Annotated in this window: 19 protein-coding genes and 2 pseudogenes; 12 read left to right on the top strand and 9 right to left on the bottom strand. The window is 62.8% G+C overall.

Going from position 1 to position 23,820, the window contains the following annotated elements; genetic code table 11:
- Nucleotides 1-21: 21 nt before the first annotated feature.
- The gene (locus tag CIK76_RS15145; protein WP_096287939.1) at nucleotides 22-780 is read right to left on the bottom strand and encodes an SDR family oxidoreductase; all 759 of its coding nucleotides are present in this window, start codon (nucleotides 778-780) and stop codon (nucleotides 22-24) included.
- On the bottom strand, nucleotides 777-1,373 hold the full coding sequence (locus CIK76_RS15140; protein WP_255248501.1) for an isochorismatase family protein: 597 nt from the start codon (nucleotides 1,371-1,373) through the stop codon (nucleotides 777-779). The genes CIK76_RS15145 and CIK76_RS15140 overlap by 4 nt, the downstream gene beginning before the upstream one ends.
- A 520-nt stretch (nucleotides 1,374-1,893) precedes the next feature.
- On the opposite strand from CIK76_RS15140, the gene CIK76_RS15135 reads away from it, so the two are divergent.
- Nucleotides 1,894-2,106: a hypothetical protein gene (locus CIK76_RS15135; protein ID WP_096287935.1), complete on the top strand. Its 213-nt coding sequence runs from the start codon at nucleotides 1,894-1,896 to the stop codon at nucleotides 2,104-2,106.
- A 365-nt stretch (nucleotides 2,107-2,471) separates the two neighbouring features.
- Here CIK76_RS15135 and CIK76_RS19900 read toward each other — a convergent pair.
- Nucleotides 2,472-3,651, bottom strand: a pseudogene (locus CIK76_RS19900) (IS3 family transposase); the annotation flags it as partial.
- Nucleotides 3,652-3,862: 211 nt separating this feature from the next.
- Between CIK76_RS19900 and CIK76_RS15125 the strand changes: the two are divergent.
- The 3 genes and pseudogenes from CIK76_RS15125 to CIK76_RS15115 all read left to right on the top strand — a co-directional run.
- A pseudogene (locus tag CIK76_RS15125) lies at nucleotides 3,863-4,429 on the top strand (transposase); the annotation flags it as partial.
- A gap of 794 nt (nucleotides 4,430-5,223) precedes the next feature.
- Nucleotides 5,224-6,702: a hypothetical protein gene (locus CIK76_RS15120; protein ID WP_096287933.1), complete on the top strand. Its 1,479-nt coding sequence runs from the start codon at nucleotides 5,224-5,226 to the stop codon at nucleotides 6,700-6,702.
- 25 nt (nucleotides 6,703-6,727) lie between these two features.
- Nucleotides 6,728-7,303 carry a hypothetical protein gene (locus tag CIK76_RS15115; RefSeq protein WP_096287931.1) on the top strand — a complete coding sequence of 192 codons (576 nt, stop codon included), beginning with the start codon at nucleotides 6,728-6,730 and terminating at the stop codon, nucleotides 7,301-7,303.
- A gap of 342 nt (nucleotides 7,304-7,645) precedes the next feature.
- Here CIK76_RS15115 and CIK76_RS15110 read toward each other — a convergent pair whose 3' ends face one another.
- Both CIK76_RS15110 and CIK76_RS19460 read right to left on the bottom strand, forming a co-directional pair.
- The gene (locus CIK76_RS15110; RefSeq protein ID WP_176484246.1) at nucleotides 7,646-9,460 is read right to left on the bottom strand and encodes a prolyl oligopeptidase family serine peptidase; all 1,815 of its coding nucleotides are present in this window, start codon (nucleotides 9,458-9,460) and stop codon (nucleotides 7,646-7,648) included.
- An 8-nt stretch (nucleotides 9,461-9,468) separates the two neighbouring features.
- Entirely contained in the window at nucleotides 9,469-10,701 is a 1,233-nt protein-coding gene (locus tag CIK76_RS19460) for a hypothetical protein (RefSeq protein WP_176484245.1), read from the bottom strand.
- Between the two features lie 98 nt (nucleotides 10,702-10,799).
- On the opposite strand from CIK76_RS19460, the gene amiA reads away from it, so the two are divergent.
- The 7 genes from amiA (at nucleotide 10,800) to CIK76_RS15080 (ending at nucleotide 18,819) form a co-directional block, all read left to right on the top strand.
- Nucleotides 10,800-10,901, top strand: a complete 102-nt coding sequence (amiA, locus tag CIK76_RS19895) for a streptamidine family RiPP (RefSeq protein ID WP_243400284.1) — start codon at nucleotides 10,800-10,802, stop codon at nucleotides 10,899-10,901.
- An 82-nt stretch (nucleotides 10,902-10,983) separates the two neighbouring features.
- Complete coding sequence (locus CIK76_RS19455; protein ID WP_176484244.1) at nucleotides 10,984-11,724, top strand: hypothetical protein; 741 nt, start codon at nucleotides 10,984-10,986, stop codon at nucleotides 11,722-11,724.
- Nucleotides 11,721-12,752 carry a CocE/NonD family hydrolase gene (locus tag CIK76_RS15100; protein ID WP_176484243.1) on the top strand — a complete coding sequence of 344 codons (1,032 nt, stop codon included), beginning with the start codon at nucleotides 11,721-11,723 and terminating at the stop codon, nucleotides 12,750-12,752. Before CIK76_RS19455 ends, CIK76_RS15100 begins: the two co-directional genes overlap by 4 nt.
- Complete coding sequence (locus CIK76_RS15095) at nucleotides 12,749-14,137, top strand: YcaO-like family protein (protein WP_096287923.1); 1,389 nt, start codon at nucleotides 12,749-12,751, stop codon at nucleotides 14,135-14,137. Before CIK76_RS15100 ends, CIK76_RS15095 begins: the two co-directional genes overlap by 4 nt.
- A 5-nt stretch (nucleotides 14,138-14,142) precedes the next feature.
- A complete protein-coding gene (locus tag CIK76_RS15090) occupies nucleotides 14,143-15,420 on the top strand; it encodes a hypothetical protein (protein WP_096287921.1) in 1,278 nt (425 codons plus the stop codon).
- A complete protein-coding gene (locus CIK76_RS15085; RefSeq protein WP_096287919.1) occupies nucleotides 15,407-17,116 on the top strand; it encodes an ATP-binding cassette domain-containing protein in 1,710 nt (569 codons plus the stop codon). The genes CIK76_RS15090 and CIK76_RS15085 overlap by 14 nt, the downstream gene beginning before the upstream one ends.
- Nucleotides 17,113-18,819, top strand: coding sequence for an ABC transporter ATP-binding protein (locus CIK76_RS15080; RefSeq protein ID WP_096287917.1), 1,707 nt, complete (start codon nucleotides 17,113-17,115; stop codon nucleotides 18,817-18,819). The genes CIK76_RS15085 and CIK76_RS15080 overlap by 4 nt, the downstream gene beginning before the upstream one ends.
- A gap of 98 nt (nucleotides 18,820-18,917) precedes the next feature.
- On the opposite strand, the gene CIK76_RS15075 is transcribed toward CIK76_RS15080, so the two are convergent.
- The 3 genes from CIK76_RS15075 to CIK76_RS15065 are packed head-to-tail and all read right to left on the bottom strand — an operon-like array spanning nucleotide 18,918 to nucleotide 21,852.
- Nucleotides 18,918-19,913 carry an ABC transporter substrate-binding protein gene (locus tag CIK76_RS15075; protein ID WP_096287915.1) on the bottom strand — a complete coding sequence of 332 codons (996 nt, stop codon included), beginning with the start codon at nucleotides 19,911-19,913 and terminating at the stop codon, nucleotides 18,918-18,920.
- Nucleotides 19,910-20,731, bottom strand: a complete 822-nt coding sequence (locus CIK76_RS15070; RefSeq protein WP_096287913.1) for an ABC transporter ATP-binding protein — start codon at nucleotides 20,729-20,731, stop codon at nucleotides 19,910-19,912. Before CIK76_RS15070 ends, CIK76_RS15075 begins: the two co-directional genes overlap by 4 nt.
- The gene (locus tag CIK76_RS15065) at nucleotides 20,728-21,852 is read right to left on the bottom strand and encodes an iron ABC transporter permease (protein WP_255248500.1); all 1,125 of its coding nucleotides are present in this window, start codon (nucleotides 21,850-21,852) and stop codon (nucleotides 20,728-20,730) included. Before CIK76_RS15065 ends, CIK76_RS15070 begins: the two co-directional genes overlap by 4 nt.
- Nucleotides 21,853-22,129: 277 nt before the next feature.
- Here CIK76_RS15065 and CIK76_RS15060 point away from each other — a divergent pair, with 277 nt between their 5' ends.
- Complete coding sequence (locus CIK76_RS15060) at nucleotides 22,130-22,702, top strand: recombinase family protein (RefSeq protein ID WP_096287908.1); 573 nt, start codon at nucleotides 22,130-22,132, stop codon at nucleotides 22,700-22,702.
- Between the two features lie 346 nt (nucleotides 22,703-23,048).
- Here the strand turns inward: CIK76_RS15060 and CIK76_RS15055 are convergent, their stop codons facing one another.
- Nucleotides 23,049-23,657: a recombinase family protein gene (locus tag CIK76_RS15055; RefSeq protein ID WP_096287906.1), complete on the bottom strand. Its 609-nt coding sequence runs from the start codon at nucleotides 23,655-23,657 to the stop codon at nucleotides 23,049-23,051.
- Between the last annotated feature and the right edge of the window lie 163 nt (nucleotides 23,658-23,820).

Here is a 23,820-nt window from a genome sequence, read left to right as displayed (position 1 = left end):
ATTCGTGAAACTGCAGCGGGTCTAGGAAAGAGTTGCTCCACCATCGACTGTCAGTTCAATTCCGGTCAAGTGCTTGGCATTCCCCGATAAGAGGAAGGCCACCGTATCGGCGATATCTTCTGGAACGGCAATCCGGCCGAGCGGGATGCCGTTCCTGAATTGAGCCGGATTTCCTGCTACCGATGCCCGGTCCATTTCGGCTTCACCGTTCATTCCTATCAGCATGGCGGTCCGTGTGGAGCCTGGGCTTACAACGTTGGCGCGGATACCGTGGGCAGCAAGTTCCAACGAAAAACAACGAGTCAGCATCGTTGCGGCCGCCTTGGAGGCGCAATATCCAGCCATTGCGTAGCGCGGAGTACGTCCTGCGTTGGAGCTGACGGTCACGATACTGCGGCTGTTTCCGGGGTCCCTGTCTCGCTGGTTGATCATGAGGCGTGCTACTAGCTGTGTAATTCGGAGCACAGATGTCGTGTTTACCGACTGCATGTGCTCCCACTGCTCCAACTGAAGGTCGAAAAGTTTCCCCGAGTGAAGTACGCCGGCCACATTGACCAGGCCTTCCAGAATCTGTCCACGTTCAATCCGGTTCTCGATGGCGGCTTCGAGTTCTCTAATCCCTCCGGTTGAACTAATATCGGCGCTCAATACATCGTCACCGGTGCGGTCAGTGGCAAGCACAGAGTAGCCTGAATCCCTCAGCTTTGTGGCCACCGCACTTCCTATACCGCCGGCCGCTCCAGTGACTACAATCAGCGGTCTAGCGACCAAGTCGCTCATCGAGCCGCAACCAATGTGGCTTGAATCTGCTTGAGAACTGATACTGAGTTGACCACAGAGGCGCAACGTCCGTAGCCATAGTTGATAGCCATTTGGTGTTCTTCCAAGGAAAAATCCGCTTGTGCATCAGCAACAAAAAACGGCTGAATATCACGCATGAATGCGTCTAGGGCGGTTGTCAGGCAACCGATATGCGCGTAGACACCGGTGATGAGCAATTGATCTCGCCCGGCTTGTCGCATCCATTCCTGGAGGTCGGTCCTGGCGAATGCACTGTAACGCCATTTGCTGAGAACCAAATCGCCAGCTCGTGGTGCTAGCTCCTGGACAATCTCTTCGCGACCGTCGTCGGTTAGTCCTGTACCCCAAAAGTCGGTGAGGAGTGCGCGATCTGCTGGCGTTTGGTTCGGCGGCTGAGCCGTATATACCACTGGCACCCCAGCGTCATCAGCAGCATCACGAAGAGCAAGAATATTCTTCATTGCCACTCGGATTTGCGACTGTGGATCCTCATGGTCGAAAGCCTCGACAAAGTAGCGTTGCATGTCATGAATTAGCAAGACCGCACGTTGTGCGTCCGCCTTCCAAGTCACTCGTGGTTCCGGCAACTGTCCGTCCGGTAGTCGATATCCCGGAATCGAGGGAAGTCCCACTGCGTCACCTTTCGCGTAAGTATTACGTTGTGGTCTGAGCGACCACGATTCATAACCTTATATGAGGCTAACCTAATTAAGTAATGGAGACGTAACCTAAAAACGCGTCGATCAAAAACTCTCACCCACCAGAAGGCACAGAGGATTCCATTCAGAACAACCCGATATTCAGCACTTATTAAGTGCATCCATACATGTTTATAAGAAGTTACTGACAATCATGGATGTGGCGTTGAAAGCAATAGCTTACGGTGAACTTGAATATCACTAGATTAATATCTCCTAATTACCGCACGCAGGTCGTGACTTCTAGAATTTTCCGGCCTCTCGGCGACTCGCAGCAGATACGTCAGCCACCCGCAAATGACAGGTTCCAGCCCGAGCACAAGTCGCGCATCAGGCAATGCGCGGCCTAGATTAGCAGCACTTTTCTGCCCGGAAGCCTACCGGGGGCGCCACCGTGCGATACCGGCTGCTGGCGGTGCTATCCGCGCGTGGTGTGGTGCCAATGATCCTGGCCGACGCGAGGCCCGACGACGAACTTCATATCCGTGCGCTAGGTGGGCAGGCCACGACGCTCTCTCCTGCGACGGTGCCTTCGAATCACTTCGACTTCGGGCCACTGGTGGCCAGTCTGAATGAGATTGACGAGGAGAAGGCCCGCGATATTTAGACCGTCGAAATGATCGGTGGTCGCCGCCCTCTCAGGGAGGGCACCGTCTCGATGATGCTTGGCCGCCCCTTTACAGCCACATGAAGCAACGCATCCTACCCTGGCGATCAATGAACTAGATCCACATCTGGGTGACGCTCATACCACCGGTCCACGAGCGTTTGAATTCCTGGGCCAAGAAACTGTAGAGCTATGGCGCAAAGTTTGGGACCTAAAAGAGGATCCGGGCTGGACCGCCCAAGAGAACCATTTCTACCATTGCCGACAAGGTTTTGAAGGCAACGAGCGAATGGCAAAGCCGCCCTCTGGACCCTGTCTTGAACTGGTCCCCGAAAGTTGGACAAGGTAATTAAAGTCTAGACGGGTCAAGCTGCCAGGGCATGGCACCGATATTCAATCGGTGCCATGCCCTGCAGTCGTTCTTGGCACCGGACGTGGTTATACCAGTCAATATACTCATTGATTTCCCTGGTCAGATCGGCAACGGTGGCAAAGTGCTCACCGTGATACATCTCCGATTTCAGGTGACCAAAGAAATTTTCCATCACCGAGTTATCGAAACATTACCCTTGCGAGACATGGATTGCACCGCACCGTGCTTCGTGAGCAATTGACGCCACGACGAATGCTGATATTGAAATCCTTGGTCCGTGTGCACCAGCAATCCAGATGCCGGTCTCTGCGATTCGAAGGCCTCGGCCAGGCTGGCACTGGTAAATGCTGTTGTCGGCGAAGTCGAGATCGTATGGCTGATGATGCAGTGATCAAACAAATCCATGATCGGTGACAGATACAGTTTTCTGCCAGCTACCCGGAACTCAGTCACGTCACTGACCCACTTGGTGTTCGCCACCCTGGTTTGGAACTGACGTTTGAGTAGATTCTCCGCGATATGACTGGTTTTCCCTTTGTAGGAGGAGTACTTGCGTCGTATCCGCACCTTGGATTTCAGGTTCAGCTGATCCATCAGCTTCCAGACCAGTTTCTTCGACACCTTCCAACCCATCTTCACCAGCTCGACTCGCACGCGGCGGTAACCGAACCGATGTTTGCTTTCGGTGAAGATTGCTTGGATTTCTTCTTTGAGCTTCTGGTGCCTGTCAGGTTCGGTAAGTCGTTGCGCATGGTAGAAATACGTTGATCTGGCCAGCCCTGCTACTTGGAGCAGGTCAGCTAGATCGTGGTCCGACTTGAGGGTTGCGATCGCCAGCGTTTTCAGGCGTGCCCCTGGTTCCTCAAGTCCCGCAATTTTTTTAGGTATGCGTTTTCCGCTTGAACACGCTTGAGTTCGCGACGTAATTTGTCTTCTTCACTCAAGACCACTGGTTTTTCGGAGCCTTTGGGCCTGCCCTGAGTTTTGAGCATCAGCGCTTCATCGCCACCCTCACGATGTTGCTTAGCCCATTTCCCAACCAACTTTTGTGAGCTGAGATTAAACTCTTTCGCAAGATCCATCCTCGTTTCGCCGGTCGCATGCCGGTCAACGATTTCCTTCTTGATCTCAAATGAATAGACGGCTTTCGTGCGTTTTTCCATAAGACATAGCCTGCCATGAAGCTGCCAGCTTCGATAAAGACGGCGAACAGGTTCTGGCTTCACTCGTAGTTCAGTTGAGGCTGCTTTATAACCTAAGCCTTGCTCGAAGAGGTCGACTAGTCGTTCTCGTTGTTGCTCGGATAATGTGCTTCTTGCGCGCATTGAAAAGCTCCCCAGATGTGGTTACTGATTTCTCAGTCCAACATTTGGGGAGCAGTTCATCTACCCGGTGGTGTTCATTGATGCGATCCACGTCCAAATCCGTGACAGCCAGGTTGCCAACCGTCCGATCTACGTCGCGCTGGCAGTGGCCACCGAAGGCAACCGAGACATCTTGGGGTTGTGGGCTACAGACGGCGGGGAAGGAGCGAAGTACTGGCTGCAAGTGCTTGCCGAAATCAAGAATCGTGGCACCGAAGACGTGCTCATGGTGGTCTGCGACGGACTGCAGGGTCTGCCTGATTCCGTGGCGGCTGTGTGGCCTGAAACGGTAGTGCAGACCTGCGTGGTGCATCTGATGCGTCATTCGTTCAAGTACGCGTCCAAAGCTGACTGGCCAGCAATCTCTACCGGACTGAAGCTGGTCTACCACGCTGCGACGCTCCCTGAAGCGGAGGACCGCTTTGCGGACCTCAAGAAGGAGTGGGAAGAACGGTATCCGGCGGTGATCCGTATGTGGCAGAGGGTGTGGAGCGAAGAATGGCCGTGCCCCCAAGGTCGGGCACCGGGTCGCATCTGCTTGAAGGCGCTGGGACCGGTGGCTGGAAGCAAGCATTGCAGCAGTTGACGATGGCTTACCCGGAGCGTATTGAGCCTTATTTGACGTAAATGCTAAGAAGCCCTAAATAACGTATGTGACTAGGGACTTACACAAACAAACTGACAGGCTCCTACGCCGAGGGCCATGTAAGGAAAATACTTGCCTCCGTCATATAAGATTAATTTTCGAAATTTATTCTCTTCGACTCACTATCGACATACGCTATAGGCAGGGCTCAATAGTTGGCCGATGCTGATCATGGGGATGGTCATCATATAAGTGTTCCGCTATGGGGATGGTTGAACCGCCACCTGTCCTGAAAGGCCCCCACTCAAAAATGAACTACTCCCCAGAAGTTGGACTGAGAAACCAGCAACCAACATCTGGGGAGCAGTTCAGCCTGCACCGCCTTACGAATCCGGGCGTTAACCGACCCAAGAGCATGGGACCATCCCGGATATTATGCAGCCAGTTTGCTGGAGGATTTTGTAGGCAACGAGCGTCGTTCTATTTCAGCTTCAGGAGTTTCGAACTATCTAGTCTCACTCGATCCTGACGTACAGGGCATTTTCAGAGCGAGACATTCGGTAGACATCTGGTCCGCTATCCGCCAATGGCCGGCAACGGTCGGTCACCGGTCATCATCCGCTCATCGTGCCCGGCGATGAGGGGCTTTGCAGTCCTCAATAAGTACGCTAAATTGATGTTTTACATGCATTCACCGAATGCGTGGCAGGCCTTGGAGACCTCCTCTGACCCGTCGTGACGGTTACGAATTCCATCCGACGCACCGATATTTTCTGCATAGAACCAGGAACCACATGCCTCCTCGCGTCACTGGAGTACTCATCTCCGCAACCCTTGCTTCCGGACTGCTCATTGCTGCCGCCCCGGCACAAGCCGTAGAAACCAAGAACACAGCGCCGACTCTCATCGCCGTGCAAAGCGCAGCACCTCAGCCAGATACACACGAGCCGCAACACACGTTCCAGACAAGCGCGCCCACGCAATCCGCGGACCCCTCTCACACCCCACTGCTAGATGAAACGGCAGAGAGCAACCAGCCTGCTCCACGCATCGAAGAGGCGAATAGCAATCAGCAGCGACCGGCTGAAAATCCCAGTGAATCGCAGTCCCAGACTGAAACCGTTCTACCGGGCGAGACACTAGAGACGGTTGAGCCAACCACAGCTCCTTCAGCAGAGCCTGCACCAGAGCAAACCTCGCCGGACCCAACCTCAGACTCTTCTCAAGATGCTACCGGCAGCACACAGACAGAACCCCCTGCCCAAGCGCCGGTTGAAACTTCAGTACCCGAAGCTCCCCAACTTCTGGAAACTCCGCGACAAAACAAGCTCAAATCCTTCGGATACATCGACGGGGGGCTGACCAAAGAGCAGCAAGTTATTATCGAGAAGCTTGAGAACAACGCTCCTGAAGACGCTGACGACTGGAGCGATGCGCAATGGGAAGAATTCTGGCAGTCAGATGAAGGTATTGAATACAATCGCTTGCTCGAAGAGTTAGAAGCTACTTACCCTCAGTGGGAAGACGACGTGTCTGATAAGGAGCGCGAACTGTGGGAAAAAATCGAAAGCCTCATTCCCGAAGGCAGTGAGTATTGGGATGAATCCCAGTGGGAAGCCTTTTACAAAACTGAGGAAGGCAAGGAGTTTGACCGTCTGTACAACGAGTACCAGCAGGATTACTGGGATTACATCGATGAGGATGAAGGTTTTGAACTCTCCGATGAGGAGCGGAAGTTCTACGAGGAGATTGAACGCCTTTCACCCGAAGGCAGCGAAGAGTGGGACGAGGAGCAGTGGAACGCTTACTTTGTCACTGACGAGGGCCGCCACTTGCTTGAGCTCTCGCTTTCCTTTGCATTCGACACAGCTGAATCGCCTGAAGAGTTGAAACTAATCATTGAGTCATTTCGTGAATACTATGCCGATGCTTCCGAATGGTTTGAAGACTTCATGAACCGTTATCTAGGCACACCGAGCGAAGAACCAAAAGCCACGCCGACTACCGATGCAGAATCTTTGAACACCACACCGGGGCAGGAAGTACCGACCAAGTCGGACAGCAATCCAGCGGCAACAGTGGTCAAGGCCGTTGCCCAGCGCACAAAGCACGAACCAGAACCAGTGGCGAAGAAACAGCCGGCAGAACAACACGTCCAGGATGAACTGGCCAAGACCGGGTTCAATAGTCTGATCCTTGCGGGAGGTAGCGTCTTGGTCATACTTCTGGGAGCATTTTCTTTGCGGCTCGCGCGCAGGTCACGGACGAGATAGTCTCCGGGTAGGAAACTAACAGCTCATGAATCCCCTCGTTTTTATGGCCGCGGTTGGGGCAGTGCTTACAACTTTCATTCTCGGATTCAGCTCCGCGGGATTTCACGCAGCTGGTTCGGGGAATCGCAAGGAGTTTGCCTTGTCACGTGGTGGGGCTGTGCTCGTTGTGCTGCTCATGACCGGCGGTTGTTTACTGGTGCTGATCAAACCAGTATTCATCCATCCGCTGTGGGTGCGGTCTGCCGTCTTGTTCGGCTTACCGGCAGTCGCCGGCTATGTTACTGGCCGGTTGGTTTCCCGGCCGATCGATGAAATGAAGCAAAGACTAGTTATAACGCCTCAATTTTCTGAGATCACTCCGATCTCACTCCCAGGCTCTAGCACCTTTGTTGAAGGCGGCGAACTCCCGATGATTCCCAAGCATCTGGTGGAAGAACTTCGCAATTGGAATCAGGTGTTTCTTGAAAATTTTGATCCGGTATCAGGATGGCCCTCGGAAAATCAAGCCGAGCGACAGCAAGCGGCAGCGCTCGTTCTCCAAAATAGGCTTAGGGAGGCTATTGGAGATGAATATATCATCGAAGTAGCGACTTGGTTCTGATATCTACGCCAAAGAAGGGGTGGCTTGTGAAAAAGTGAAATATCCGACGCTAAGCTTTAGATGCGCGTCGCTGCCGCCTGTATTTGCCGGGCTTGATCCTGTTGGTGCGTGGCCAGGTGTAATCGCCGGTGAGGGTGATAAGTTCCCATCCCAGAGGCGAGAGGGACCGAAAACAGATCAGGGCCATGGGGTTGCGATCCAAATTCGTGAGGGGTATGGCATTCCTCGAGCGCGACCATTTGCGTGGGCCAGAACGGCGGTCAAGATGCGCATCACCTCCAAACTTTCGACGGCGGCGTGGAGATAGACGTGTCGCCGGGATTGCCTGCTAGGTTTCGTTGACTAACCCCGAATCGGCCAGTGCCGATGGTCAGCCGCGAACGAGAGTACGGTGGCAGAGAAATCCAGCAGGCTGCCAGAGGCCCGTTGTGCATGACCGCCGCCATGCTCCCTGTGCAGCCAGGCACCGCCGCCGCGGCACCGGATCCCGGCGACGAATTCCTCCGCTGCAGTGTTGTCGACCCGTTCGTCATTGCCGAGCACGCAGCACAGTATGGGTGGAAGCCCGTCGGTCGAATCCAGTGCGGCCAGGAGATGGAGAGGGGAATAGGTGGCGCGTTGCTGCCCGGTGGTTCCCCCATCGGCCCCGAATTCGTGGAGCCATTGGGATCCCAACCCGTGCCGCTGCAGATCGACGGTATCCAGCAAAGGTGCCACCACAATCACCCGGCCGAAGGCGCCGGGCTCCATCAACGCGGAGGCACTGACCACCAAGCCGCCATGGGAGGCACCCACGGCGGCGAGGCCCTCTACCGTCGTCCAGCCCTGAACCACCAGGTGGCGGGCCACATCGATCAGGTCGTGGATGGCACGCAACTTGTTGGCCCCTCGTCCGGCCTCGTGCCATTGCGGGCCCAGTTCCCCGCCCCCGCGTACCTGAGCTGCCACATGGATGCCGCCGGCGGCAATCCACGCGGCCACGCTGGGTTCTGGCTCGGTGCGGTGCACAACCCCGAAGCCCCCGTAGCAAGAAAGCAGCAGCGGCCGCGGAGATGCGGGGCGCTCCTTGGAAATGTCGCAGGTCCGTGCCGAGACGATCACGGGGATCTCCACTCCGTCGCGGGCGGGGACCAGCAGCCGATGGTGCGTGAAAGCGGCGGAGTCCCTGCCCGGCGGTTGCTGAGTGGCGGCATCGGCCACCGCCTGGAGCTCCAGGCAAACGACGCCCGAGGGACGTTCCGGGGAAGCGCTCTGGACCCACAGCGCGCCGCCGTCCGGATGCGTGCTGAGAGACAGTGCGGTGAGTTGCTCGGCTGCCTCCAGCTTCCACAGCGTTGTCCCGTCCCGTGTCACCTCGGTGCCGGCGGGCCCCTCGGTGGCCAACACGATTCCGTGCGGGCCACTTAATCTGGCCAAAACCTTGTGCCCCGGGACGTCCACCGGAAGCGGGTCTGGACCCGTAATTCCGATCCAGCCACCGTCCCGGTGTATCCAGCGCCGCGATCTGTGACCGGGGATGCGCACCGTGAACTGCAACGATCCGTCTGTGATTCGCAGGCTCATCCTTTCCCCGGCGCCCGGGGTTCCGAGTTCCTCGGGGAACGGAAACGGCTCCGGTGGCCCGGTGGGACCGTTTGCGCCAATTGCGCAGCGCCAGATGGCTTGTTCCGGGGGTTTCCCGGAAAGTACCCAGAGCGACGTTCCATCCGGGGCCCACACCGGGGCGGCATGCCAGGATTGGGGGCCGGGCAGAGGCACGGGCGCCGTGCCCGCCGCGAGCAACCAAATCTCGGCCAGTTCGCCGTCCGCCGGACCGAGCAGGGCGGCGACCTGCATGCCGGAGGGATCGAGGGCGAATCCGCGCACCACCCGGTTCGCGGGCACCGGAAGCGCGGAGCCGGCCGGTGGGGGTTCGGGCGGGTTGCCCGGGGCCAGACTCCGGCGTAGCCAGTCATCGGATACGCGGTACAGCGCGGGGAATTCCTCCTCGGGGCTGCGCCAGGTGTAGACGGCGTTGCTGCCGGCGACCTGTGGCATGCCTTGGCGTGGTGTGGAATCCCAATGCAGCAATTGGGTCCGGAAGTACTCGTGGAGCGGGGGCTTTTCCTTCAGGTCCAACGAGGCCGGAGCCACGCCGTTTCCCTTCTTCGCGGCCATGGTCCGGATCATCGTCCCACCGTGTCGCCGGGACCGGTGGTTGCGCGTTTGAGCCAAGCCAGGTGGCCGCCGTCGTTCAGCGGCGTCGGAACCTCCATGGTGACCAACGCAGATCCGGGAACCCCGGTGTCCACCAGATGCACCTCGCCGTGCCCGCCCCGGGTCACCGCGACCCATTCGTCGCTGCCCGAAGCCGCGATTGCCCGGCGATCGGCGTTGTCCCATGGTTCGGCACCGCGACGCGGCGCCTGGTCCATCGGCGGCAGGCTCCATCGGCCGCGCTCCTGCAGGGTTTCGGCGTCATAGACGCGCAGGTCGTCCCCATCCGGGTGGATCCGGGCCACGGCAATGGCGGTGCCGGTCAGGGCAAAGCGGAAGATCATCCCGTCGCCCAGTGGTGCGCTGCGCGAGGTATTGGCGTCGATGTTATGGACCCACAGCGTATTGCCCCAGGTATCCCACCGGCTCGGGTGCTCCCCGCCTTCGCGCAGCACGGCAACCAGTAAGCGCCGCCGGGGGCAATGGCGCAGGAAGTAGGCGCGGCCCGCCGCTTCCCAGGGACGCATCGGCAGTGGAACGGGGACCCGCCCACGCACGTCGAAGCACTCAAGGCCGCGCTCGGTGGCCACGAACAGGGTGCCCGTTGCCGGATCATAGGCGTCTCCGTGGCCTTCGGTGCCGACCGCTTCGTGGATCCCGCCGCGCAGCTGCGGGCAATGTACGCCGTCGGTGAGGATGGCATCGATGGAGATGGATTCGATGGCTCCGGGTTCGCGGTGCCGCAGGACCGCGCGCGGTCCGTCAGGGGTTGCTGCCACCACAACGCCGGGTTCGCCGGAGCGGGTGCGGATCCGGCGGGAGTATGGGCCCGCTGCTGCCCGCAGGTCCACGACGCTGAGCAGGTCACTCCACGGCTCCCAGGATTGCCCAAGGCCAGTGCTGACGGCAATGAACCGGCCCGCGGGGTCGCAGGCCAGGTGCTCTCCCGGGATGGCTACGGAAATTCGGTGTTCAATCGCCGCCGCGGGATCCGTGTCCGTGGCGGCGAAGGGATCCATGACGATGAGCGATCCGCCCGCATTGTCAATCCAGGCGCACCGTCCGTTGCCCAGTGGCAGGATCCCGGCGTGTTCGGCCAGGACCACGCCGGGGATCCAGCCGGTGATCTCTTGGGTCGCGGGATCGATGAAGCCAACCGTTCGGGCCCGCTGGTCCGCCACGACAAGCATTTCGTGTTTCATGGAACCTCCATGACGCATTAGTTGAGAATGATTCTCATTAAGTATACAGTCTTCTTGTTGCCAGAACGGCAATGACAACACCTACGAAAGGAAACCCCATGGAAAACACCGTGGTACTTGCAGAAGTAGAAGAGACCGAGCAGTTGGCCCACCTGTCGGCCACCCACTCGAACGCGCTCGTCGAGAACCCGTTCGACTAGTCGCCCATTCTCGACTGCGGGGTGGATGTCTGGCATCCACCCCGCAGTGCCGCGCCCGCGAGCCAACATTTTGAAAGGACCCATGAGTAGCCCGGCCATAGATGATTTCGAACTCCGTGGACACACCACGGTGCGTTCCTCCGACGGCACATTCCTACGCGTGCAGACGCCCACCGGGGCACCGGCGCGCATGCTGGATCCCATTCGCGGCCAAATAGGCCAACAGCTGGAAGCCCGCGCAGTCCAGAGAATGCGTCCGCACCCCGGGAGAGAACGCCTCGCCGTGCTGTGCCCTACGATCGGGTGGGAGTCTGTCCACACTGCTCTGACTGGGCTCGACATTCAGGACATCGACGACGGTGGAACACCGGTGGCGGCGCATGGCCTGGTTGTCCAGGTGGCAACCACCCCGGCGGAGCGTAGCCTCCTGGACGCGCTGCCGGACAGCGGCACCGCCGTGCTGCGGTGCTACCGCGAGGGAGAGATCCTCTTTGTGGATCCACTCGCACTAGCCCCGGGTGACCCAAGTGGTTCACAGGTGCTGCGCCGCCGGCTGGCTGCCTCGGTTGCCGCTGAAGAACTGGACGTTTGGCTTGGGACCGCACGGCCCGCTGATGGAACCCTCGAAGGCCTACCCGCACTTGCCACCCAATTCCTTGGCGCACGGATCCGGTCCATGGTCGCCGCATGGCAATACGACACGGACGAGCTTGCCGCACTGCGGCGCAACCTCTGGCGGCTCGACACCCGGACGCTGTGCAGCAGCCAACATCCGGTCCTCGGATTTGCCGAACCGGCAGAAAATCCCGGTCGACGGCGATGAATCCCAGATCCCGCACCTCACCCCAGAGACTGAACATCGCACTGGGTGACGGCACCGTGCTGGCTGGCGACCACCATCGCTCCGTCCACGACACGGCCCGGGGAACGGTGTTGATCCGCACGCCGTATGATCGGCGGCAATATCGGGCCCAGGCAGGCGCATGGCAGGCCCAAGGCCATGACGTGCTCGTCCAGGATGTACGCGGCCGTTACGGTTCCACCGGAACGTGGCGGCCCTACGCGACCGAGGGCCAGGACGGTGCGGAAACCGCGCGATTCCTGGAGCGCGAGGGACTGCTGAACGGGCCGTTGTTCTTGGCCGGTGCCTCCTATGATGCCCATTGCGCATTGGAGACTGCCCGCCGCCTCGAAATCGACGGGAACCAGTTGCGCGCCGCCGCCGTGGTCGCCCTGGTCCCTGCCCTTGGACTCTTTGAGACCGCCAGGAACCCGGACGGGTCTCCGCGCCTGCGCGACCGGATCGGCTGGTGGCACATGCACGGTTTCGCTGCCGAATCGCGGGCGCCGCTGGCCAGTCCCGACCTTGAACGCCGGTGCCACGAGGCCAGGGAACGCGGGTTGGCCCACGCGATGCCCGAGAAGATCTACGGGGCGGACGCCCCCGGCCAATGGGACAGGCTGTGGAAGGCGCCAAAACTGGATCTTGGCACCCGCTATGGAAATTGCCAAACGGCTCTGTTGGTGGTTTCCGGGCACCGGGATTTCTTTGCCCACGAGGCCCTCGAGCTGGCCGAGGCCTGGGCAACGGGAAACAGCGGCTTTCTCACCGGCCCGTGGGGACACCGGCTCACCGCCGATCTGGAGCCAGGGTCCGCATCCTCGCTGCGCCGCCACGGAGGACTCATGGCACGGATCCAGGAATTCCTTGACCGTTCCGAGGTTCTCCCGTTCACCCGTGAATTCAACCCGTTCCGCGACGACATCGATCCCTGGGAACCGTCCGACCGAACGCGGCTGCGTGCCACGACCAATTCACCCGTCCCAGCAGAATGCGAATTATCCCCATGACCACAGCCGAACACCTTGGCCTATTACCGCTGCATACCCTGGTGGATGAACACACCGGGATCATCCGCCGGGTCCGCTCGGTGCTCACCCCCGAGCACGCACCGCCCGCCTACACCTCCATGACCGCCGAGGTCTCCGACGCCCGCTGGCTGGGCGACTGGCCCGCCGACCGCGTGTCTCTGGGCACCACCTTCGGCGATGAACGCCAGGCCTGGATTGCGGCGGTGGCCGAGGGCATGGAACGCTACTGCGGAAACTTCATCCCGGCGGACGTCCCCGATACCGAGCACTTCATCGGCAACGCCCGGCAAGCAAGGGCCGCCGGGCACCGTATCGTCCCGCTGCACGAGCTGCCCCGATTTGCCCCCTGGCAGCTGGGACGCCCCGACTTTCCGTACCGGACCCTGGACGAGGACACCGAAACGCTCTGGACCTCCTGCCGCCGACACGTCGACGGGCAAGAGGTCTGGCTGCCCGCCAGCCTGGTCTACCTGAACTGGCGGCAACGGCGCTTCGCCGCGCTGCCAAGAATCCACCACCTGAATTACGCCGGAATCGCCACCGGGCAGGGCTTCGCCGACGCGCGGGACCGAGCCCTGCTGGAAACCGTGGAACGCGACGCCCTGGAATTGTGGTGGCATCTCGATGGCCCCACCCGGGGTATCCGCACCGACTCGATCCCCGGGCTGGCCCAGGACATGGAAGGCTGCCGACTTCAATACTGGGTAGTGGAAATGCCCAGCGAATTCGCCCCGGCCATGGCCGCACTGGTCTACGACCCGGACACCGGGCTCTATGCCGCAGGATTCTCCTGCAAAAACGACCCGGCCGACGCCGCCCGCAAGGCGGTGTTGGAGGCGGTCCACACGTGGATCTACACCCAGGGCACCACCGACGCGGACGGCTGGGTCTTCCAGGCGGTCGAGGCCGGGCTCATGGCCCGCGGCCTCTACCTGGAACACCGGGCGGACCGTCGCTACCTGCAAGACGCCGGCGAGCAGTTCGAAGCCGTCCGGGACCTCGGGGCCCACGTGCAGGTGTGGCTGGACCCGCAGATGCATGCCCTGGCCGAGCGCTTCAGGGCACCGGCCGGCGGGCTGGTGGACATCGAGACAGTGGCTGGCGTGCCCATGGAGGAAGTCCACCGGAGCCTGGCCCGGGCCGGGCACCAGGTCTACACCCGAGAACTGACCACCGAGGACGTTGCCCTGACCGGCTTGAGCGTGGTGCGGGTCGTGGTCGGCGGTCTGGTGCCCAACGCCCCTGCGGCCTTCGCCTACCTGGGGTGTCCGCGCGTCGCCGGAGCCGCCGTGTCCCGCGGCTGGCGGGACGTGCCGCCGGTAGCCCCGGGGGATTTCACCCTCGCCCCGCCACCACACATGTAGGAACCATGACACCCGATAGCAATCCGCACCACGGCCGGGAATTCACCGCCGCCTGGTCCGAGCACATGCCGGGATCCATGACGCACCCAGGACCCCGCCAGAACACCTGGGGTACCCCCGCTGGCGCAAACCACGCGGTTGCCGACGCCTCGGTGCCGATCGCCGAGGTTCTCGACACGCTCTGGAGAGCCCGCGGTGTGCACACGAATCCCGCCACCGGGGCACCGGGGACCATCCCGCAACGAGCGATCCCTTCGGCCGGGGCGTGTTATCCGGTACAGGTGCATCTGCTCTGCGGCACCGGCTGCGACGTGCCGCCGGGAATCCACGCCTACAACGCGGAGGATTCCACCACGCACCGCCGCACCGCTGCCGCGCCCGCCATGGCCGGCGCCATCCTCGTTTTCAGCGTGCTGCCGCAGCGCACCGCGGCCAGATACCACCACCGTGCCTTACCGCTGCTGCTGGCTGACACCGCCTATGCGCTTCTGGGTGTGTCCCGCCATGCGGCCTCCCGCGGGCTGAAGAGCCGGTGGCTCACTGCCGACCCAGCAACCCTGGCTGCCGTCGCCAGGCTGCCGGACTACGCCGCGTGGCAAGGGCGCTGGCCGGACACCGCACCGGAGCTGGCCTTGACTGCCCTGGCTGTTGGCGCCGGGGATGAACTGCCGAGCCTGGCCCAGTGGGGCATGGCTGCCGCGGGGCCTGCCGGTCGGCCGCAGCCATGCCCGCAGCGGCAACCACGCACCGTTGCTTCGGTGGAGCACTGGGCAGCCGGACCGGGGCTCCGCCACCCCGAGCACGCATACGACCTGACGCCAGGGGCGGTGCTCGGGACGGTTGAGCTGTTGCGTCGGCGTAGCTTGCCGATTCACTCGCCGATTTCCAATCTCGCGCACCCGGTGCGCCGGGTACCTTGGGGCGTGTGGCGACGGCTGTTGGGAGCCTTCCCGCTGCCGGCACCTGCCGGGTGCGACGTCGTGGTCCTTGGCCAGGAAGACATTGCCAAAAGGGGGTTGCACCTTGAATGCGCGGGACAGGAATGGGTCCACTCGTTGGACGGGATACTGCTCCTTCGCACCCGCGCGGCACCCGACGAAGCGGCCATGTGGTGGGCCGCCGGTGCCGCCGCGCACCTGCTCTATTCTTCCCTGGCTACCGGCCGGGAACACACTTTCCGGCCAGTAGCCGGCTGGACTGGGACCCGGGACGGGTTCATCACGCTGCACGCGCTCGGTTTCCGGGCACAGAGATCGGAAGGAAACACCCATGTTGGTCAATAAGCGCCTGAAGGCCCTGACCCGCGGCCACAACCGGAGACTGAACGCGCTCACCGCCATCGTGTGCCTGGGCTCCGCCAGCTATTGGGTGCAGGCATGGTTCCTGGCCGGCGCGCTGGCCGGGCTGCTGCCCGGCCAGGGGCACTCAGCGGCGCAGGTGGTTCGGGACCTGCTGGCCGTGTTCGGCTGCGGGCTGCTGCGGGCTGCACTGCAGCAAGTCCAGACCCGGCTGGCTAGCGGACTGGGCACCGCGGTGCGCCTGGAATTGCGCGCCACCCTGGCCGCGGCGCTACTGCGTCCGGAGCGCTTGCGTGACAACACCGAGCGCAGCGGGGCGCGCCGCCTGGCCCTGAGCGAGGGGGCCGACGGCGTGGAACCATACGTCACCGCCTACATCCCGCATGCACTGCAGCTGCAGATCCTGTGCCCGATCCTGCTGGCCGCAGTGGCAATACTTAACCCGATGCTCGCTGCGGCGCTGCTGGCCGCCGTCGTGGTTGCAGTGGGTGCCCCGCGGCTGTGGGGCCGGCTCCTGGCCCGGCGCGGCGCCATGCACTGGGATTCCTACGAGGCGTTGAGTGCCGACTTCCTTGAGGCGCTGCAGGGCATGCGCACGCTGAAGATCCTCGATGCACTCCCGCGCTTCCGGGCCCGGCTGGACGAACGTTCCGAGGCGCTGCACCGCGCCACCGTAGCCACCATGCGGGTGTCGCTGGCCGACACCGCACTGGCCGACCTCGGGATCCAGGCCGGCTTGCTGGCCGCCGCGGCACTGACCGCCCTGGATGTCCTCGGGGTGCTGCCCGCGGGGCTCGGCACCTCCCCGGCCCTCACCTTTTTCACGCTCATGCTCGCCTCGGAGGTCTTTAGGCCCGTCCGCGACCTGGCCCGCCAGTGGCACTCCGGATACCTGGGCATCTCCGCCCTGGGTAGCATCGATGCGGCGATCGGCGCCGAGGGTGCAACACCCTCCGAGCCCCGGGCCGATGCCGCAGCGGCGAACGGCGCCGCGGCCGGTGATCGGCGGCGCCACGGCCACACCCTGACGCTAGAGAACGTGTCCTTCCGCTACGGACCCGAATCTCCCTGGGTGATGCACGGGGCCACCGCCAGCATTCGCCGCGGCGGGATCACTGCCCTGGCCGGTCCCTCGGGCGCAGGGAAAAGCACGCTCTTCGACATCATGCTCGGGTTTCTGCCCGCCGAGGGCCAATGCCTGCTGGACGGGCGGCCCCTGCAACCGGATGACGTGAGCGTGGTTTCCCAGCACAGCTACCTGTTCCCCGGCACCATCCGGGCAAACCTTGCCGCGGTGCGGCCCGGGGTGTACGACGAGACGATGCGCAACGCACTGGCCTCGGCAGGGCTGGGCACCGAGCTCGAGTCCTGGCCTCTTGGGTTGGACACCGTCTTGGCCGAGGCCGGACACTCGCTCTCCGGCGGCCAGCTCCAGCGCCTCGCCGTCGCCCGCGCCATCCTGGCCGACCGCCCGGTACTGCTGCTCGATGAACCCACCTCGGCGCTGAACCCGGGGCTGGCCGGCAAGCTCATGGATTCACTGCGCGCCGAGGCCCGACACCGCATCGTGGTGATGATCGCCCACCGCACCGAGGCCCTGGACGCCGCCGATACCGTACTGCATCTGCGCGAGGGCACCCTGAGCGAAACCGTCACGACCATATCCCCGGAGGGACCATGAACCCGCAGAACACCGACACGACGTGGCGTCGGGACGATCCCCTGTGGGGTCTCCTTCCGCACCTGTCCGCCCATCGCCTGGCCTTGGCCTGGACAGGGGTGGTGGGCCTGGCGAACAACCTGGCCCTGGTCTTCCTGGCGGTGGCCGGGTCCTATGCGGTCACACTGGCCCTTGTCGAGGGGCAGCTGGCGTCCACACGATGGTGGATCGCCGCCGCAGTGGCGGTGCTGCTGCGCGCGGTGCTCACCTGGCATGAGATGGATTTGTCGCACTCGATTGCATACCGGGTGCTCGCGGCGTTGCGCATGGCGCTCTTTGACGGGTTTTCCCGCGGGGTGCCTTCGCGCAAAGCCGGACAGCACACCGGGCGGCTCGCAGCCACCGCCATGGGGGACACGGAAAAGCTCGAGTTCTTCTACGCACACACACTGACCCAGTTGGCCTCGGCCGTGGTGCTGTTGCTGGGTGGAACCGCGGTGCTGCTGCGGATCGACGTGGCGCTGGCCGCCGGGCTGGTGGTGGGACTTGCAGCCTTGGTGCTGCTCACCCTTCCCTGGCAGCGCGCCAACGTCCGGCTGGGCGAGGAAGTGCAGCGGGCCAAATCCGATCAGTCTGCCTTGGCAGTTGACCTGCTCGCCGGTTCCCGGGAAATCCTCGGGTTCGGGCTACAGGCACAGGTCCAGTGGCAGCTCGCGGCGGCAACGCGGACCGTGGCCCGGGCCGAACGGCGGCTCAAGTCACGTGAAGCCGCCGCCGCCAGCGTGCGCGAACTCTGCTCGCTGGGCATCGTGGTCGCCGTCTTCCTCGCGGCCTGGAACCAGCCCGGACTGGATAGGTTGTGGATCCCGGCCCTGGTCGCTGGAACGCTCACGCTGCTCTCCCCGCTGATGGAGGCCGTTGCGGTGCTCACCCAATTACAGCCCCACCGTGCCAGCGCGGCGCGGGTGCTGGAGGGAATCGCCATGCCTGCCGAGGGCCCGAACGCAGCCCCGACGCTTGCCTTCGCCCCGTCGGGACCGCTGGGCATCGAGGTGCGCGGCGCGTGTTTCTCCTACGGCGACGGCACCCCGGTGCTGGAACCCACCTGGCTTTCGGTGGCCCCCGGGGAGCACTTGGGCATCTCGGGCCGCTCGGGATCCGGAAAGACCACCCTGGCGCGTCTTCTGGTGCGCTTGTGGTCCCCGGATGCCGGCAGCATCGGGCTGGTTCCGCGCATCGGTGCGGCCGTGGACGTGGCTTCCATTGACCTCCACGACTTCCGCTCGCTGGTAACCCTGGTGGAGCAGGACGCCACGATCTTCCACGGGACCTTGTTGGAAAACATGCAGCTGGCAGTCCCCGGGGCCACCGAGGGATTGGCCCTGGATGCCCTGGGACGTGCCGGGCTCCGGCTGGAGGCCGGGCGCTGGCCAGAGGGCGTCCACACGGTCATCGGCGAGGCCGGGGCCGGTGTTTCGGGAGGAGAGCGTGCCCGCATGGCGCTGGCCAGGGCGTTGCTATTGGACCCCAGCGTGCTGGTGTTGGATGAGACCACCGCATCCCTGGACGCCGCCACCGAAGCACTTTTGCTTGATGCTGTGGAGCAGCTGGCCGGGGACATGACCGTCGTGACGATTTCGCACCGGGAATCGACGCTGGCCCGTTGCGACCGCCGTGTCGAGCTGGCGGACCTGCACCGCGCGCCCCAGGCCCAGCCCACCTAGCACCGGCATCGGGAGCATCGGAGCATTGGGAGACGCGAATGCCTTCGGGGCCAGCCACTTGGTTGGCCCCGAAGGCATTTTGGGTGGTGCTGCGGAATCTAGAACGCCTCGGGGTGCAGTCCCTGGGCGATCTGCTGCACCGCATGGATGTTGCCCCAGGAGCCCGGCATGACGTCGCTGGAGTCGATGGCCACCAGGCGGTCGTTCTTTACGGCGTCCAGCTGCGGGAACCTAGTGTGCAGGAAATCGCGGGTTGCCTTCTCGTGGGCCTGATCAAGAGTGGTGAACACGATGACCTCCGGATTCTTGGCCACCAGTGTCTCGGGGGAAATGACCGAGGAGAAGAACTGGGCGAATGCCTTGTCATCGGGGCTGAATACGTTCTCGCCCCCGGCGATCTCAATCATGTTGTACTCGATGCCCGCACCGATGGCCGAAACGGTGTTGCCCTCAACGAAGAGCTCGGCCACGGACGGCTTCTCGACTGTGGCGACCCGCTGCGCGACGTCATCCAGCACGTCCCTTGCCTCGGCAGCCAGGGCCGCTGCCTGATCCGGTGCTTCGAAGACCTTGCCCAGGTTTTCGATGTCGGTGAGCAGGTCTGCCACCTCGGCGGTGCCGCGGCGCTCCGCGCAGCCGGCCGTGGCAATGTAGGACTGCGCGCCTGCCGCCTCGAGCTGGTCGATGCTTGCGAAACCCTGCTCGGCGGTGAACTCGTAGCTGGTGGGCGCATAGACCAGGTCCGGGGCAACGCCCAGCAGCACCTCCCTCGAGGGCGGCCCCTGTTCGGTCAGCTGCGTGGCGATGCCGAGGTTCGCGAGTTCCGGCATCAGTGCCCCGCCTTTGGTCTGGGCCTCGGCCACGACCTTCTCCGCCTGCCCCAGGCGCACCAGCATCTCGGACTGGCCAGGGGTCATCGCCACCGCGCGCTGCGGCACTCCGGCAAAGTCCAGCGTACGGCCGCAGTTTTCAATGGTCTTCGCGGAGTCCGCGGCTGGTGCCGGAGCGGAGGCGGAGACGGACTGGCCGCAGCCGGCCAGCAGCGTGCCGCCCAGTATCAGGCCGGAAATGAGAAACAGGGATTTGTTGTTCATGCGTGTTCCTTGAGTGGTTCGGTGTGGTGGATGGCTTGTTCTAGTGCCCCCGGGGTGAGTCGGGCGACGGCGATCAGCGGCCTGCCGGTGATCGGGTGCTCGATCCGGGCCGAGTCCACGCCGAATCCGGTGCGGATGGCGTTTTCATCCAGCACCTCGTCCGGGCGGCCAATGGCCTGCAATTCCCCTCCCCGCAGCAGGGCCACGTGGTCGCAGAATTCGGTAACCAGGTTCATGTCATGCAGGGCGGTGAGCACCGTGAGTCCGCGGGAAGTGGCCAAGGACATGAGTTCGAGCTGGAAGGCGATGTCTAGGTGGTTGGTGGGTTCGTCAAGCACCAGCAGCGGGGTCTGCTGCACCAGGGTCCGGGCCAGCAGCACACGCTGCTTTTCCCCTCCCGAGAGCCCGGTGAAGTAGCGGGTGGCCAGGTGTGCGGCACCTACCTCGCGAAGGGCTGTGTCGACGAGCTCGACGTCCGCGGCCGAGTCGGCGCCGAAGCCGCGCTGGTGCGGCACCCGGCCCAGCATCGCCATCTCCCGGACCGTGATCGGGAATTCCTGGGTGGACTCCTGAGCCATGACGGCGATCCGCCGAGCCACCTCGCGTCCGTCCAGGTTCCTGACATCGTCCCCGCCCACGCGTACGACACCCGAGGAGGGCTTTTGGGCGCGGTACAGGGTGCGCAGCAGCGTCGACTTGCCGCAGCCGTTGGGGCCAAGGATGCCCAGCACCGTGCCGGATGGAACCGCCAGAGACACGTTGTCCACGATCCTCCGGCCGCCGATCTCGACGCTGACGTTTTCAAAGGAGACGTTCACTGGTTCACCCCCGCCGCGCCGGCGCCGGAGGTGCGCATGAGCCAGAGGAAGAAAGGGGCTCCGACTGCAGCTGTGAGGATGCCCAGCGGGATCTCAGCAGGTTGGGCCACGGTGCGGGCCAGCAGGTCGGTGAGCATCAGGAAGAATGCGCCGCCGAGGATCACCAGCGGCAGCATCCGGCGGTGGTCCGAGCCTACGATCATGCGCACCGCATGCGGGACCACCAGCCCCACGAAGCCGATCCCGCCGCACACCGCCACAGTGGTGGCGGTCAGCAGGGCTGTGGACAGCAGCAGCGTCCGGCGCATGGAGGTAATGTTCACGCCCAGCGCGATCGCCGTCTCGTCCCCGGCCAGCATGGCGTTCAGTGCCCGGGAGCGGGTCATCGCGTAGGTCGCTACCAATGCCAGTGCGATTCCGGGCAACACCAGCTGGGCGTAGCTGGCAGCGGAAACGCTGCCGAGCAGGAAGAACAGCACGCTGTAGACGTTCTGCGCCTCGGTGGTGATGGTCAGGAAGTTGGTGATTGCAGCCAGCAGTGAGCCGAGAGCCACGCCGGCCAGGATCAACCGGGAGGGTGCGATCACCCCGCCCTGCTTCGCCAGCAGGTACACCAGCACCGTGGCGCCGGCGGCACCCAGGAAGGCCGCGGCGTTCAGGCTGAGCCCGGCCACGGCGGTGGATCCCGCCACGATGGCCAGCACCGCGCCGACCCCGGCGCCTGCCGAGACGCCCAGGATGTAGGGCTCGGCCAGCGGGTTGCGGACGTTGGTCTGTAACAACGCACCTGCCAGGGCCAGGGAGGCCCCGGCAACGCCTGCCAGCAGCGTGCGCGGCAGGCGGAAGTTCCAGACGGCTTGGTCCTGAGAGACGGTGATGGAGCCGTCTCTCATCCATGCCATGCCCGGAACCAGGTGCCCGGCGATGATCTTCGCCGATTCCAGCAGGCTAGTGGCCAGCGGCCCGGTGCTCGCGGAGAACAGGATAACCAGCACGATGCCGACGGACAGCATTGCCGTGGTGCCGTGCCGCCGCCAGACGGCGGGCCTGTGCGACGGGAGTTGCGGGGAAGGAGCTGCGGGGCGCGGCGAGTCCAGCGCAGTTCGAGGAGAAGTGTTCACGCTTCACAGACTACCACTAATGATACTCATTATCATTAGTGGTGGTGGGCTGCCATCCCTGAACCCAAGGGGAGTGCGACTGCCACTTTCAATCTCTGGGAATGGCTCAAGAATTGGCAGACGATCCAGCACTAATTTTCCACGCGTCTGGAAACGATCGTTAGCGAGACACTCCTCCTCCGAGTTCGTGGCCCGCGGAATCTCGGGGCCGATTTTGTAACGCTTGCCGTGTACGCGCCAATGTAACGCTCAACCGGGTTGGTGATACATTTTGGGCATGCGAATCGGATACGGACGAGTCTCAACCCGCGACCAGCACCCCGAAGCCCAACACGACGCCCTGCGCGCGGCCGGCTGCGAGCAGGTGTTCCTCGACACCGCCTCGGGGAAACTCGCCCGCAGACCCGAACTCGACAAAGCGCTACTCTCGGCCAACAGGTCCGGCGATCAGCTCGTTGTCACGAAGCTGGACCGGCTCGGGCGGTCGCTGGAAAACCTCATAGACCTGTCCAAGACGCTGCAGGAGCGCGGCGTCGACCTGGTGGTCCTGGATCAGGGAATCGACACCTCCTCACCCGCCGGACGGATGTTTTTCCAGATCATCGGCTCGATCGCCGAGTTCGAACACGCGCTGATGTCCGAACGAACCCGCGACGGGCTGGCCGCCGCCCGGGCACGCGGACGGACCGGTGGGCAGAAACCAAAGCTCGGTCCCCGCCAGGTCAAGCTGGCAAGGGAAATGTATGAGGAAAAGGATGCCGACGGGAAACGTGCCCATACCGTCGAGCACATCGCCCAGGAATTCGGCGTCAGCCGTCCCACCATCTACCGGCATCTGGCCAAACCATGATTCGCGGGCATGGTGCTCCGCAGCAGCACCAGGACAAGTCCGTAGATTGCGGCCTTCCAGCTAACAAGGATTTCTGACATGGCCCTGCGTTCCCTGCTCACGACTGCCGAACGCGGCCAAGTCGGGGTATGAGTAGTAATGGAACAGGATTGCGCGTTTAGCCCTCGACTTGAGAATTTCAGGCTGGCCCGATGAGGGCTTCCCCGGAAGTCTCGGGGTAGCTGGAGATGCTAGGTCCGGGCCATCCGCCATTGGCGTGATTCGGCCTGTGCGATGCGCCGATAGAGACCTGGCGTTCCTTTGACTGCGGCCATCCGGCAAGCAGCTGATGAGTTCCCCGTGAGAGTCATTGGCCTTGGGTAGTGATCCAGTGTTGTGCTTCGATCCCTGCGATGCGCCGGTACAGGGTTGCTCGGGACATGCCCATGTCCCGAGCAACCTGGGTGGCCGGCTGACCCCCGTCGATCAGGCGTCGGGCATTGTCGATCTGGCTGTTGGTGAACCGTTCCCGCCGCCCACCCAAATCCTTGCCCGCAGCCCGGCGTTTGGACACCGAATCGGTGATCCGCTCCCGCTTGATTTCCAGCTCCATCTGCGCCAGCGCCGCCATGACGGTGAAGACCATCGACCCCATCGGCGTGCCGGTGTCCACATCGCCGCCACCCAGGTTCAGCACCCGCAGTCCGATTCCGCGCTCCCGAAGCGCTTTGGAAAGATCCAGCATGTTGGCGGTGGATCGACCCAGCCGGTCCAGGGTGGTGATCACCAGGGTATCGCCCTCCTGCAGGGCTTCCAGGGCCTGGTCGAATCCGGGCCGACTGGCCCTGGCGCCACTGACTCCCTGGTCCGTGAACAGGTCATCGCGGCGCACCCCGGCACCGAGGAGGTCGGTGATCTGCCGGTCAGCATCCTGAGCCCGCGTCGATACCCGTGCATACCCGATCAATTTGCCCATTTGTGGGGTCGCTTGTGAATTCGGAGAATATCTAGCGGTACGGAAGAAAGTTCCGCGTGATTGCTGGCATGCGGGCTCAGCGTCTGTCTAGATCATTCTGCAATCCGCGCACCCAGCCACCGAACGAACGATTTTCTAGGCGAGAGATACGGATGTAGGAACG

The sequence above is a fragment of the Glutamicibacter sp. BW80 genome (genome assembly GCF_002332385.1).
Lineage (GTDB): Bacteria > Actinomycetota > Actinomycetes > Actinomycetales > Micrococcaceae > Glutamicibacter.
Note: the sequence above shows the minus strand (reverse complement) of the source record. Positions and strands in the feature narration are given on the sequence as shown.

What these genes read in the sequence shown, in the direction of transcription:
- CIK76_RS15145 (WP_096287939.1), bottom strand. Translation starts at nt 780, where the DNA reads ATGAGCGACTTGGTCGCTAGACCGCTGATTGTAGTCACTGGAGCGGCC.
- CIK76_RS15120 (WP_096287933.1), top strand. Translation starts at nt 5,224, where the DNA reads ATGCCTCCTCGCGTCACTGGAGTACTCATCTCCGCAACCCTTGCTTCC.
- CIK76_RS15115 (WP_096287931.1), top strand. Translation starts at nt 6,728, where the DNA reads ATGAATCCCCTCGTTTTTATGGCCGCGGTTGGGGCAGTGCTTACAACT.
- CIK76_RS15110 (WP_176484246.1), bottom strand. Translation starts at nt 9,460, where the DNA reads ATGGCCGCGAAGAAGGGAAACGGCGTGGCTCCGGCCTCGTTGGACCTG.
- CIK76_RS19460 (WP_176484245.1), bottom strand. Translation starts at nt 10,701, where the DNA reads ATGAAACACGAAATGCTTGTCGTGGCGGACCAGCGGGCCCGAACGGTT.
- amiA (WP_243400284.1), top strand. Translation starts at nt 10,800, where the DNA reads ATGGAAAACACCGTGGTACTTGCAGAAGTAGAAGAGACCGAGCAGTTG.
- CIK76_RS19455 (WP_176484244.1), top strand. Translation starts at nt 10,984, where the DNA reads ATGAGTAGCCCGGCCATAGATGATTTCGAACTCCGTGGACACACCACG.
- CIK76_RS15100 (WP_176484243.1), top strand. Translation starts at nt 11,721, where the DNA reads ATGAATCCCAGATCCCGCACCTCACCCCAGAGACTGAACATCGCACTG.
- CIK76_RS15095 (WP_096287923.1), top strand. Translation starts at nt 12,749, where the DNA reads ATGACCACAGCCGAACACCTTGGCCTATTACCGCTGCATACCCTGGTG.
- CIK76_RS15090 (WP_096287921.1), top strand. Translation starts at nt 14,143, where the DNA reads ATGACACCCGATAGCAATCCGCACCACGGCCGGGAATTCACCGCCGCC.
- CIK76_RS15085 (WP_096287919.1), top strand. Translation starts at nt 15,407, where the DNA reads ATGTTGGTCAATAAGCGCCTGAAGGCCCTGACCCGCGGCCACAACCGG.
- CIK76_RS15080 (WP_096287917.1), top strand. Translation starts at nt 17,113, where the DNA reads ATGAACCCGCAGAACACCGACACGACGTGGCGTCGGGACGATCCCCTG.
- CIK76_RS15075 (WP_096287915.1), bottom strand. Translation starts at nt 19,913, where the DNA reads ATGAACAACAAATCCCTGTTTCTCATTTCCGGCCTGATACTGGGCGGC.
- CIK76_RS15060 (WP_096287908.1), top strand. Translation starts at nt 22,130, where the DNA reads ATGCGAATCGGATACGGACGAGTCTCAACCCGCGACCAGCACCCCGAA.
- CIK76_RS15055 (WP_096287906.1), bottom strand. Translation starts at nt 23,657, where the DNA reads ATGGGCAAATTGATCGGGTATGCACGGGTATCGACGCGGGCTCAGGAT.